Raw genomic sequence first — 12,722 nt, forward strand, 5'->3', positions numbered from 1 at the left:
AAAAAACCGAAACCCAACCGTGAGTTTCGGATTTTTACACAGCCTGAGGATCGGTCAATGGATCCTTAACTGATCGGCATTACGGCCTCCGCCGCTCTTCTTGTATCACCTGGTCTAAAGCCAAGAACCTTAGTTCTCGCCGTTATACATCTCCAGATCGGCAACCCCTTCGTTCCACTCGCGAACCGCCTTGGCATCGTCGTTGCGCAGGGAATTCAGGAAGTCGAGGTAGGCTTGATCCACGTCGCCGGTGACATATTGGCCGCTGAACACCGAGGTTTCAAACTGGGTCAGCGCCGGATTGCCTTCACGTACTGCCGCTTCCAGATCTGCCAGGTCCTGGAAGATCAGGCCATCGGCACCGATCAGGGTGCAGATTTCACTCACGTCCCGGCCATAGGCGATCAGCTCGTTGCTGGTCGGCATATCGATACCATAGACGTTCGGGAAGCGAATTTCGGGTGCGGCCGAGGCAAAGTAGACTTTGGCAGCACCGGCTTCACGGGCCATATCGATGATCTGACCCGAGGTGGTGCCACGCACTATGGAGTCATCCACCAGCAGTACCTTCTTGCCCTTGAACTCGGAGGAGATGGCATTGAGCTTGCTGCGCACCGACTTCTTGCGCTGGGTCTGCCCCGGCATAATGAAGGTCCGGCCAATGTAGCGGTTCTTCACAAAGCCCTGACGGTAGGGTTTGTTCAGGCGCTGGGCGATCTCCAGAGCGATATCGCAGGAGGTTTCCGGGATCGGGATGACCACATCGATATCCAGATCGGCCCATTCCCGTTTGATCTTCTCACCCAGCATCTGTCCCATGTGCACGCGCGCGGCATAAACAGAGACCTGATCGATGAAAGAGTCCGGACGGGCAAAGTAGACATATTCGAAAATACAGGGGCACAGCTTGGGATTATCGGCGCACTGACGGCTGGTCAGCTCGCCTTCCTGGCTGATGTAGATCGCCTCACCGGGGGCAACATCACGCATCAGCTCGAAGCCCAGGATATCCAGCGCCACGCTTTCGGAGGCCACCATGTACTCCTGGGTACCATCGTCATTCAGACGACGCCCCAGCACCAGCGGACGGATCCCGTTCTGATCACGGAACGCGACCATGCCATGACCGATGATGAGCGCCACCACCGCATAGGCACCGCGCACCTGACGGTGCACACGGCTGACGGCAGCAAACACATCATCCGGACGCAGCGGCATATCCACGGCCCGCTCCAGCTCATGAGCGAAAACGTTTAACAACACTTCAGAATCAGAGGTGGTGTTGATGTGACGGCGGGCCAATTTGCTCTGCTGTTCGCGCAGATCCTTGGCATTGGTCAGGTTACCGTTGTGCGCCAGCGTAATGCCGAACGGCGAGTTGACGTAGAACGGCTGGGCTTCGGCGGCGCTGGAGCTACCAGCGGTGGGATAACGGACATGGCCAATGCCCATGTTGCCTTTCAATCGCTGCATGTGCCGGATCTCGAACACATCCTTGACCAGACCATTCGCCTTGCGTTGTTTGAAATTCCCATCTGCGATGGTCACGATGCCAGCAGCATCCTGGCCACGGTGTTGCAACACGGTCAACGCATCATAAAGGGCCTGATTAACCGGGGTGGTGCCCACTATACCGACGATACCACACATGTCCTTGTTACCTCGAGGTCACTAGTTACTGAATAAAACGGATCATTTAATGAAACTTGATGAGCTTTTCATAAACTCGAAAAACCAGTTCACGACCACACCAAATTCCGGAATGAGGACGGATTTTTGCCACCAGACCGCGCTGTGCGCGCTGGTAAAGGTGTCCATAAAAAATAGCAGGGCGCTGACAATCAGCACGCCGCGGATGGCGCCAAAACAGATGCCCAGCATGCGATCGGTACCCGAGAGTCCGGTCTTGTCGACCAGAGTCGCAATCACATAGTTGACGATAGAGCCCAAAATCAAAGTGGCGACAAACAACACCACAATGGCGACACCATTGCGGATCAGCGAATCGGAGATGGAGGTGAAGAATACGGCCAGATCGCCGTAGAAGTTGCTGGCCACAAAAAACGCCGCGAACCAGGTCAACAATGAGAGGGCTTCCTTGACGAAGCCACGGATCAGGCTGATGAGAGAAGACAAGCCGATCACAGCCAGGATAGCGAAATCAATCCAGACCACAGACACTCCACGGGCCACTAAAATTGCGGCGCATTCTAGCAAAAACGATTGCGCATTGCTTGTGAAAAAGCGGTGCTGCGCAGCTTGGTAAACGAATCGGGGCCGCAAAAGCGGCCCCGATATCATCACTTACCCGATGTGGGTCAAACCACCCATGTAAGAGCGCAATACCTCGGGGACTTCAATGCGTCCATCGGCCTGCTGGTAGTTTTCCAGCACAGCCACCAAGGTGCGTCCCACAGCCAAACCGGAACCATTCAGAGTGTGCAGCAGAGTCGGCTTGCCATCGGCACCCCGTACCCGAGCCTGCATCCGGCGCGCCTGGAAATCGGCACAGTTGGAGCAGGATGAAATCTCGCGATAAGTATTCTGCGCCGGCAGCCAGACTTCCAGATCGTAGGTCTTGGCCGCCGAGAAGCCCATGTCCCCGGTGCACAGGGTGATGACCCGATACGGCAGCCCCAGCAGTTGCAGCACCTTCTCGGCATGCCCCACCATCTCTTCGAGGGCATCCCAGGAGGTTTCAGGGCTGACCAGCTGGACCATCTCGACCTTGTCGAACTGGTGCATACGGATCAGACCCCGGGTATCGCGACCGTAAGAGCCAGCTTCGGAGCGGAAGCAGGGGCTGTGGGCGGTCAGCTTCAGGGGCAGATCTTTTTCCTCGGTGATGGTATCGCGCACTATATTGGTCAGCGGCACTTCGGCAGTCGGGATCAGGGAGAACTTCTTGACCTTGCCCTCTTCGTCGCCTTCGCCCGTGATGGCGGTATGGAACAGATCGTTATAGAACTTCGGCAGCTGACCGGTACCCTGCAGACTGTCGGCATTGACCAGATAAGGCACGTAGCATTCGGTATAGCCGTGTTGCTGGGTATGCAAGTCGAGCATGAATTGCGCCAACGCGCGGTGCATGCGGGCAATTTGCCCCTGCATCACCACAAAGCGGGAGCCGGAAATCTTGGTGGCGGTGGCAAAATCGATGCCTTTGACACCTTCACCCAAGGCCACATGATCCTTGGGTTCGAATTCGAATTGACGCGGCGTACCCCAACGGCGGACTTCGACGTTGTCGCTCTCATCCTTACCGGCGGGCACCGAGTCATGGGGCAGGTTCGGAATAGCCAGAGCCAGGGCCTCTAGCTCGGCCAGTACTTCATCCTGTTTACGTTTGCAGTCGTCCAGCTCGGAGCCCAACTCACCTACCTGCGCCATCAGCGGTGCGACATCTTCGCCGCGACGCTTGGCGTCACCAATCGCTTTGGAACGGGCGTTACGCTCGGCTTGCAACTCCTGAGTCCGGGTTTGCAACGTCTTGCGTTGCTCTTCCAGGCCATTGATACGAGCCACATCCAGAGTGAACCCCCGGGCAGCCAACCGTTCTGCCGCTTCGATGATATCAGCGCGCAAGTATTTGGGATCTAACATGTCTGACCTGCTTGTAGTTATTGCTTGGTAATGAAAGAGAGCTTACCGATGCCGGGTCAACTCGCGCGCCACACAACAGAAGGCGGTGACGCGGGCCAGAGCAAGGGCAAACCTTAAGTTGGCAACGAGTCTATCAAAATCCGCCGCTACCTGTCATGGGCGGCGCCAGGATTCCTTGCGCCAAGGGTACATTAGGCTTTCGTACCACACGACGTCAGGGTATGAGCGATCAGCGATAGCGCTTGCGCGGGCTTTGGGCATCCAGCTCGGCGAGATACGCCAGCTTCTGGGCAATCTGCTTCTCCAGACCCCGATCGCTGGGTTGGTAGTACTGCCGATCAGCCAGCTCCGGCGGCATGAAGCACTCCCCGGCGGCATAAGCACCCGGCTCATCATGGGCATAGCGATACTCGGCCCCGTAGCCCAGCTCACTCATCAAGCGGGTCGGCGCATTGCGCAGATGGGCCGGCACTTCGTAATCGGTGAGCTGCTTGGCATCCTGCAACGCCGCCTTCCAGGCGACATAGACAGCATTACTCTTCGGCGCACAGGCCAGATAGACGATGGCCTGGGCGATGGCGCGCTCCCCTTCGGCAGGACCAACCCGGGTAAAACAATCCCAGGCGGCCAACGCCACCTGCATCGCTCGTGGGTCGGCATTGCCCACATCTTCGGAGGCTATCGCCAGCAAGCGACGCGCCACATACAGCGGATCACCACCGGCCGCCACAATGCGGGCATACCAGTAAAGAGCCGCCTGGGGAGAAGAACCCCGGATTGACTTGTGAACAGCGGAGATCAGGTCGTAATAGACGTCGCCCTGATTATCAAACCGGGCCATTCGCTCACCGGTCACCTCGGCGAGCAAGCGTCTATCAATCAGCTTGCGGCCATCCTGCTCCTCGACCATGTCATTGAGCAGCTCCAGATAATTCAGCGCCTTGCGACCGTCGCCATCCACCAGTTGCACCAGTGCCTGTAGCACTCCTTCGGCAAACTCCAGCGGCTCATGGGCCAGACCCCGGGGATCGGTTAGCGCCTGACGAATGATGGCTTCGATGGCGGTCTCATCCAAACGCTTGAGCAGATAGACCCGGGCCCGGGAGAGCAAGGCGTTATTCAGCTCAAACGAGGGATTCTCGGTAGTGGCACCGATAAAGGTGATGGTGCCATCTTCGATATGGGGCAAAAAGGCATCTTGCTGACTCTTGTTGAAGCGATGGACTTCATCGACAAACAACAGAGTCCGCACGCCACGAAATTTGTTATCCCGCGCCTTGTCGATAGCGGCCCGGATCTCTTTGACCCCGGAGGTGACCGCCGATACCCGCTCGACCTCGGCCTGACAGTAATGCGCCATCAGCTCGGCCAGGGTAGTTTTACCGGTGCCCGGTGGTCCCCAGAGGATCATCGAATGACAATGCCCGGCCTCGATGGCACGACGCAACGGCTTGCCCGGCGCCAGCAGATGCTCCTGACCGATATAGTGCTCAAAGCACTCTGGCCGCATGCGGGCGGCCAGAGGTCGGAAATCAGCGGAAAAATCCAGTGACAGGGTACTCATCAGCGTTGGTCGTCGAGTGTGACACCATCCGGAATCGTAAAGCGGAAGGTCTGCGCCTGGACCGCCGGATGCTGGTTGACCTGGCTCAGCTGGAATTCGCTGCGCTGGCCCTGGGCTTCATTGACTTCGAAACGGCTGATTTGGGATTTGCCATCAAACACGATGCGCAACGACTCGATGCGCTGATTCTTCTGCTTGCTGGTGACGGTAAAGCTGTCGTCCTCTTTAAGAATTTCGTAGCGATCCCACAGTTTGGGATCGCTGCTGGTGATCAGCAAGAAGGGCGTATTTTGCACCGCAGTCGCCAATTTCATCACCGAGACCTGCTCGACGAAGGGATCGTACAGCCAGACGTCGGAGCCATCGGAGACAATCAGGTTTTCATCCGGCTGTTTGGTATCCCAGCGGAAACGATCCGGCCGCGAGACCAGCATATCGCCTGAGGATTGCTGTAATTTCTTGCCTTCAATATCGAACACCGTCTGTTCAAAATGGGCAGAAAACAACTTCACGCTGGCCAGTTTGGCCTTCAGCTCTCCGGCATCATCGGCCATTACCGAGGTCGCCATCAGCATCAGGGTCACCGCTAAACAGTTATAAAACTTCATCGTGGATCCTCTTCCCTTGGTCGATTGAATCAGGGTCATACGACTGATCGTGCATCCGCGTTAATCGCGCATCGGCGCTGGCGCCAGTACGTCGCGCTGACCATTGCTACCGGGCGGACTGACGATGCCCTGCATCTCCATCTGATCAATGATCCGTGCCGCACGGTTGTAACCAATCTTGAAACGGCGCTGCACGCTGGAGGTCGAGCCCCGACGGGACTCCACCACAAAGGCCACCGCTTCGTCGAACAGTGGATCCAGCTCCTCATCGCTACCGGCATTCTGCTCGCCCGGTAACAGGGTATCGCTGGTCATTTCGCCGCTGAGAATTTCCTCAATGTAGTTCGGCTCACCACGCAACTTCCAATCCGCGACCACCTTGTGCACTTCATCATCATCGACAAAGGCACCGTGCACCCGGGTCGGCGTGCTGTCGCCCGCGGGCAGATAAAGCATATCCCCCATCCCCAGCAGCGACTCCGCACCTTGCTGATCCAGGATGGTTCGGGAGTCAATCTTGGAAGAGACCTGGAACGAAATCCGGGTCGGGATATTGGCCTTGATGAGACCGGTGATGACATCCACCGAGGGTCGTTGCGTCGCCAGAATCAAGTGAATACCGGCGGCCCGCGCCTTCTGGGCAATACGAGCAATCAACTCTTCCACCTTCTTGCCGACGATCATCATCATGTCGGCAAATTCATCGATGACCACAACAATCTGGGGCAGTTTTTCCAGATCCGGCGCAATGGCATCAAAGGAGTCGCCCGGCTTCCAGAACGGATCCTTGATCGGATTGCCACTGGCATGGGCGGCCGAAACCTTGGTGTTGTAACCCTTGAGGTTACGCACCCCCATCACCGACATCAGCTTGTAACGCCGCTCCATCTCTCCAACACACCAGCGCAGGGCATTGGCAGCGTCCTTCATATCGGTGACCACTTCGGTCAGCAGGTGCGGAATACCTTCATAGACCGACAACTCCAGCATCTTGGGGTCGATCATGATGAAGCGCAGCTCTTCCGGCGAAGCCTTGTACAGCATGGAGAGGATCATCACGTTGACCCCCACCGACTTACCGGAGCCGGTGGTACCCGCCACCAGCAGGTGCGGCATCTTGGCCAGATTGACCACCACAGGTTCACCGGCGATATCCTGACCCAGCACCATGGTCAACGGGCTTTCGGCACTGCGGAAGCGGTCGCAATCCAGCACCTCTTTCATATACACGGTCTGGCGCTTGGCGTTCGGCAACTCAATGCCCACGTAGGGCTTGCCGGGGATCACCTCGACCACCCGCACACTGACCGCCGAGAGTGAACGAGCCAAGTCACGGGACAAGCTAGTGATCTTGCTGGCCTTCATCCCGGGTGCCAAGTCCAGTTCGAATCGGGTAATCACAGGGCCCGGATAACAACCGACCACCCGGGCCTGAACGTTGTAATCTGCCAACTTGGCTTCCACCAACCGCGCCATCCGCTCCAGTTCGTCCGCAGACATCATCTGGGTCTTCACCGGCGGGGTATTCAGCAAATTCACGGATGGCAGATCCCCTTCCACCTTCGGCTTGGGTTTGATCGCCGCCAATGCCGAGGCCAGGGATTGTGGCAATGCGGTTTGTGCCACAGCAGGGGCGACATCAGGAACTGCAGCCTGGGCGGAATTATCCCATGGTAAGGTCAGTTCCTCCTCATCATCGTCATCCACTGCCGTCATCACTGGAGCCTGTGGGGCCGCTCTGTTTACAAGCGGTGCCGCGACAGCGGATTGCATGGTCGATGATGGGGCTACAATGGCAGGTGATGCAGACGCTGGTGTCACAGAAAAATTCATCACCGGCTCACGCCGACCCGTTGTTGCCGTGGCCGACGGGCTCGCGATATAGGGTTCATCAAAATCATCTTCATCATCATCATCCAGCTCGGGCTCAGGAGCCGGGCGACGGTTGAAGGAAAAACGCGGTGCTTTGGCAACCGGTTCACTCACCGCAGCGGCAGGTTTAACCATGACGGGCAGCTCGTCATCGTCCTCTTCATCAAACCCATCGGGATCGGAGATCGGCTGATAACCGGCCTTGCGGGCAAACCAACCAGCAATTCGGGTTGGTAGCGTGGCAAAAAAATGACCTGAGCCGGTGATGCACTCCCCCATCTTCTCGACGATCATGATCCACGACCAACCGGTAAACAGCGTGATACCGGCGGCAATACAACACAACAAGACCAGCGTACTACCCAGATCGCCCAGCACCGGCAAGATGCTGGTATAGATCATGTCGCCGATCAGACCACCGGAGGAGAAGTTATAGATATCGGTAAAGTTCATGCTGCCCAATGCGGACATGGACAGGAACAGCACCAAGAAGCCGAGAATGCGCAATCCCAGGGCCAGGTAGTCGACCTCGAGCAAACGGTAAGGACGCCAGAATATGCTCCAGCCCAAAAACACCAGCACAGCCGGGATCAGATAGGCAAAGATACCAAAGACAAAGAAGGCGAGATCGGCGATCCAGGCACCAGCACTGCCTGCGGCGTTGTGAACTTTTCCGCCCCATGCGGTCTGCGACCAACCCGGATCAGCAGGGTGATAGGTCAATAGGGCCAGCAATAAGAAAAGAGCGCCGACGCTCAGGACGATAAGCCCTGTTTCGAAAATGCGCTGAAACCCGGAAATAGGTGTGAACTTGTTGCTAGCCGTCAAACCCCGACTCCTTTTTTAGAATAATTAAACCTGGGCTGGCCACCGTCGCTGACGGCGGTGCCAAGCCGCGACATTATACTCGGGAGAGGTCGCACAAATGCAAATAAGAAATGAGCGGCAGGCCGCTCATTTGCTGGATATCTATACATGAAGTTCAGCGTGCGTCAGATCTGCATCACTTGGTGCAGATCACCAAGCGATTACTCTGCTTGACTTCTTCCATGACCACATAGGTTCGTGTGTCATTCACACCCGGCAAACGCAGCAAGGTCTCGCCCAGCAGACGACGATAGGCCGACATATCCGATACCCGGGTCTTCAGCAGATAGTCAAAGTCACCAGAGACCAGATGACACTCCTGAATCTCCTCCAGGGTTTGCACCGCTTTGTTGAATTGTTCGAAGACATCCGGAGCACCCCGATTCAGGGTAATCTCGACGAATACCAACAATGAAGCATCCAGAAAATGCGGATTGAGGATTGCCGTGTAGCCTTCGATAAAACCCTGGCGTTCCAGGCGGCGCACACGTTCCAGGCAGGGAGTTGGACTCAAGCCCACACGCTTGGACAATTCAACATTCGAAATTCTGCCATCCTTCTGCAGCTCATTCAGAATATTGCGGTCAATCCGGTCCAAGTCTCTCAGCCGACTGTTCTCTTCCAGCATATTATTCCATCCTTTAACAAACTTTTAGAGCAAGACCTGGTGACTTTATATTTACACCAGCAATTAATGTCAATCTACGCCCGACATTCAAAATTATAATATTTAGATATAACATTATAATAACAATATTCAAGCGTTGTACGCAGCCAAAACCGGTATAAAAATACAGCAATGAAGCATAATTATCCACTACTCAGTGGTGAATAAAACAACATATCTGCCTTTCAAACCGCCATAAACACCGGCTGCAACTCGATGCTCCAGCATCGTTTGGCAGGGTTTATGGGAAAGAGGCGGAGTAAGACAGCAGAAACACTCCTTCCCTCGCTACGCTACAGAACTAACAATTGCCATATTTATGCATATTATTCAAGAGAATTGGCTTGATGAATGGCATAAAGCAGCATACTCCACCAAGAGGTCACACCAGATACCGTGGAACAGGGGCCTATGCAGCGACAAATCGCCGCATGAAATGCTTTTCTACTTGTAGCCTCATCCCGGCAAAGCGGTATGAGCTCCAGCCCGGCCCGACTGATGTTGGAAAAATCGATTGCCCCAATCGAATTATCGATCTTTACCCCCTGCCCCCCTTTACCTAGAATCGATGGGTCATTCACTGGAGAATTCGAGCATGAGTCAAATCAAGCACGCCAAGCTTTTGATCCTGGGGTCAGGACCTGCTGGCTACACAGCCGCCGTCTATGCCGCCCGGGCGAACCTCAATCCTGTTCTGCTGACCGGCATGCAGCAAGGCGGCCAGCTCACCACCACCACCGAAGTCGAAAATTGGCCCGGTGATGCCGAAGGTTTGACGGGGCCTGGCCTGATGGAGCGGATGAAAGCTCACGCCGAGCATTTCAATACCGAGATGGTCTTTGACCATATCCATAGCGTCAACCTGCAGCAAAAACCGTTCCGTCTGAGCGGTGACAGTGGCGAATACAGCTGTGATGCACTCATCATCGCAACCGGAGCATCCGCCCGTTATCTGGGCCTGGAATCCGAAGAGGCCTTCAAGGGCAAGGGAGTCTCCGCCTGTGCCACCTGCGACGGTTTCTTCTATCGCAAACAGAAAGTGGCGGTCATCGGTGGTGGTAATACCGCTGTCGAAGAAGCACTCTATTTGGCAAATATTGCTTCCGAAGTTCATCTCGTTCATCGCCGTGATGAATTCCGCTCGGAAAAAATTCTGATCCAGCGCCTGCACGACAAGGTTGAACAAGGGGTCATCAAGCTGCACCTGAACCAGACCCTGGATGAAGTCCTGGGTGATGAGATGGGTGTGACCGGTGTCCGGCTGCGCAGCACGAAAGATGGTTCAGCCTCCGAAGTCGATGTCATGGGGGTATTCATCGCCATCGGTCACAGCCCGAATACCGCAATCTTCCAGGATCAGCTGGAGATGAAAGATGGCTACCTCAAGGTCAAGGGCGGCAGCGATGGCTTTGCCACCCAGACTAGTGTGGAAGGTGTGTTTGCCGCAGGCGATGTTGCGGATCATATTTACCGTCAAGCCATTACCTCGGCTGGCACGGGGTGTATGGCGGCATTAGACGCCGAGCGTTATCTGGACAGCCAACGCTAAAAAAGCGGAATTTGAAAAGGCACACCTTGGTGTGTAATGCCGATCAGTTAAGGATCCATTGACCGATCCTCTGGCTGTGTAAAAATCCGAAACTCACTGTTGGGTTTCGGATTTTTTTATGCGCATTGAACAAGCTCTCGATTTCATACATGCCTGCCCCCCCGCCAAATTCGAAGGACTATCAGACCTCTTGTCTCCTGAGCTGGTTCAAACTTGTCTGGCCGAAACTGGCTCGGTTTCCCTGCGCCGTAGACGCATGCCTATGGAGCGTGTGTTATGGGCCATTATCGGTATGTCCTTGTTTCGTCATGTCCCTATGGCCCAACTCGCTAATCAGCTCGACATCCTGCTACCAGGTGACCGCCCGTTTGTCGTGCCCAGTGCCTTTATTCAGGCACGACAAAAACTCTCGGATAAAGCAGTCGAAATGGTGTTTAACCAGACGGCTAGCCTGTGGCATCAGCAGTGTGAGCATCCCACATGGGCAGGCCTGCAATTGCTGGCCGTCGATGGTGTGATGTGGCGAACACCAGATACCACTGAGAATACTGCCGCCTTTAACAAACCCAAGACCGCCAGTGGCGTACAAAGTTACCCCCAGGTACGCATGCTTTGCCAGATGGAGTTGACCAGTCATTTGCTGACCCAGGTCGTCATGGACTCTTGCGAAGTCAACGAGATGGTATTGGCTGAGCAACTGGTGGCGAATACGCCGGATAACAGCCTGACACTATTCGATAAGGGATTCTATTCATTAGGTTTATTGCATGCCTGGCAACATGCGGGAAGCTGTCGGCACTGGCTGCTGCCCCTGAAGAAGGGAACGAAATACGAGGTGATAGCCAAGCTGGGGCGCCAGGATGCACTAGTCCGGCTCGCAACCACTCCTCAGGCGAAAAAGAAATGGCCAGAGTTACCGTCCTATCTGGAAGCCAGGCTGTTAACCCGTCAAATCAATGGCAAGGAGCGGCAAGTACTGACCTCAATGACTGACCCGATGCGATATCCGGCGACTGATGTGGTGGAGTTATACATGCATCGCTGGGAAATCGAACTGGGATACCGGGAAATGAAACAGAGTCTGCAGGGCAGAGAGCTCACACTGCGTAGCAAGAAGCCAGAAGGGGTAAGGCAGGAATTATGGGGCTTGGCGCTGGCGTATAATCTGTTGCGATATCAGATGGTTAGAATGGCCGCCAGCCTCAATGGTTATACTGCAAGTCAGCTGAGTTTCCATATGGCCTCGGTTTATTTAATCCATGAACTCAGTTGTTTGCCGTTTGTCTCGACGGGTAATGTTCCGGCCAGGGTGGCCGAGCTGGATAAGCAGGCAGAGCAGTTCATCTTACCAACGAGACGAGAGCGAAGTTACCCTCGATGTGTAAAAGCCAGGCCACAGAAGTATGCAATCAGAAAACCTAATAAAAACAATGCCAGTCAGCGTTAACTGACTGGCATTACACCTTGGTGTGCCTTTTTTATTTTATGGCCGCTCGTTTTACACAGCCTTAAAAGGTTTTATCGACCCGCACGCCGTCATCAAAATAGAGGATCCGGACCGGGTCTCCGGCCATGAACACCATCGCCGGATCATAATCTTGTATCACATTGATCAGCTTGCCCTTCTCATCACGAATGAGGAGCTCCACCAGTTGATACTCCCGGCTCTGAGGTTGCGTCCAGGCCTGCGTGGCCCCTGCACCGACCAAGGCCCCCACTGCAGTCGCTATCTCCCGACCGTGACCGCTACCGAACTGATTACCGACTAAGCCCCCCAGTACTGCACCGCCCAAGGTTTTCCAACCGCTATATTCAGACTCCACCACTTGAGTTTGGCGTTGTTGCTCAAATCAGGGAACTATCCCGCAGTTTGGTGATCTGATCTCTTAGGTTCACCACCGGGAGCGCAAGATGGGCAAGTCCAAGCACAAGATCAGCAACTGGAAACAGTACAACCAAGCCTTGGTGCAACGTGGTTCGTTGACCGTCTGG

General features: G+C 55.2%; 9 protein-coding genes and 1 pseudogene. 2 read left to right on the forward strand and 8 right to left on the reverse strand.

Annotated elements, in window-relative coordinates:
* Positions 1-129 precede the first annotated feature (129 nt).
* The 7 genes from purF to lrp form a co-directional block, all read right to left on the reverse strand.
* Positions 130-1,650, reverse strand: coding sequence for an amidophosphoribosyltransferase (gene purF / locus ACYVG7_RS12270; protein WP_460883384.1), 1,521 nt, complete (start codon positions 1,648-1,650; stop codon positions 130-132).
* Positions 1,651-1,692: 42 nt separating this feature from the next.
* Positions 1,693-2,175 (reverse strand): CvpA family protein, encoded by a 483-nt coding sequence (locus tag ACYVG7_RS12275; protein WP_460883385.1) that lies wholly within the window; start codon positions 2,173-2,175, stop codon positions 1,693-1,695.
* A gap of 129 nt (positions 2,176-2,304) precedes the next feature.
* A complete protein-coding gene (serS, locus tag ACYVG7_RS12280; RefSeq protein WP_460883386.1) occupies positions 2,305-3,603 on the reverse strand; it encodes a serine--tRNA ligase in 1,299 nt (432 codons plus the stop codon).
* A 229-nt stretch (positions 3,604-3,832) separates the two neighbouring features.
* Complete coding sequence (locus tag ACYVG7_RS12285; protein WP_460883387.1) at positions 3,833-5,167, reverse strand: replication-associated recombination protein A; 1,335 nt, start codon at positions 5,165-5,167, stop codon at positions 3,833-3,835.
* Positions 5,167-5,775: an outer membrane lipoprotein chaperone LolA gene (lolA, locus tag ACYVG7_RS12290; protein WP_460883388.1), complete on the reverse strand. Its 609-nt coding sequence runs from the start codon at positions 5,773-5,775 to the stop codon at positions 5,167-5,169. The genes ACYVG7_RS12285 and lolA overlap by 1 nt, the downstream gene beginning before the upstream one ends.
* 60 nt (positions 5,776-5,835) lie before the next feature.
* Entirely contained in the window at positions 5,836-8,475 is a 2,640-nt protein-coding gene (locus ACYVG7_RS12295) for a DNA translocase FtsK (protein WP_460883389.1), read from the reverse strand.
* A 175-nt stretch (positions 8,476-8,650) separates the two neighbouring features.
* Entirely contained in the window at positions 8,651-9,142 is a 492-nt protein-coding gene (gene lrp, locus ACYVG7_RS12300) for a leucine-responsive transcriptional regulator Lrp (protein ID WP_460883390.1), read from the reverse strand.
* A 634-nt stretch (positions 9,143-9,776) separates the two neighbouring features.
* Between lrp and trxB the strand changes: the two genes are divergently transcribed.
* The gene (gene trxB, locus ACYVG7_RS12305) at positions 9,777-10,730 is read left to right on the forward strand and encodes a thioredoxin-disulfide reductase (protein WP_460883391.1); all 954 of its coding nucleotides are present in this window, start codon (positions 9,777-9,779) and stop codon (positions 10,728-10,730) included.
* Between the two features lie 118 nt (positions 10,731-10,848).
* On the forward strand, positions 10,849-12,177 hold the full coding sequence (locus ACYVG7_RS12310) for an IS4 family transposase (RefSeq protein WP_460883392.1): 1,329 nt from the start codon (positions 10,849-10,851) through the stop codon (positions 12,175-12,177).
* 61 nt (positions 12,178-12,238) lie between these two features.
* On the opposite strand, the pseudogene ACYVG7_RS12315 reads toward ACYVG7_RS12310, so the two are convergent.
* A pseudogene (locus tag ACYVG7_RS12315) lies at positions 12,239-12,565 on the reverse strand (outer membrane lipoprotein); the annotation flags it as partial.
* Between the last annotated feature and the right edge of the window lie 157 nt (positions 12,566-12,722).

The organism is Pseudaeromonas pectinilytica (genome assembly GCF_054780855.1).

Excerpts from the sequence above, each read along its gene's own strand:
- serS (WP_460883386.1), bottom strand. The coding sequence starts at position 3,603 with ATGTTAGATCCCAAATACTTGCGCGCTGATATCATCGAAGCGGCAGAA.
- trxB (WP_460883391.1), top strand. The coding sequence starts at position 9,777 with ATGAGTCAAATCAAGCACGCCAAGCTTTTGATCCTGGGGTCAGGACCT.
- ACYVG7_RS12285 (WP_460883387.1), bottom strand. The coding sequence starts at position 5,167 with ATGAGTACCCTGTCACTGGATTTTTCCGCTGATTTCCGACCTCTGGCC.
- lrp (WP_460883390.1), bottom strand. The coding sequence starts at position 9,142 with ATGCTGGAAGAGAACAGTCGGCTGAGAGACTTGGACCGGATTGACCGC.
- ACYVG7_RS12310 (WP_460883392.1), top strand. The coding sequence starts at position 10,849 with ATGCGCATTGAACAAGCTCTCGATTTCATACATGCCTGCCCCCCCGCC.
- lolA (WP_460883388.1), bottom strand. The coding sequence starts at position 5,775 with ATGAAGTTTTATAACTGTTTAGCGGTGACCCTGATGCTGATGGCGACC.
- purF (WP_460883384.1), bottom strand. The coding sequence starts at position 1,650 with ATGTGTGGTATCGTCGGTATAGTGGGCACCACCCCGGTTAATCAGGCC.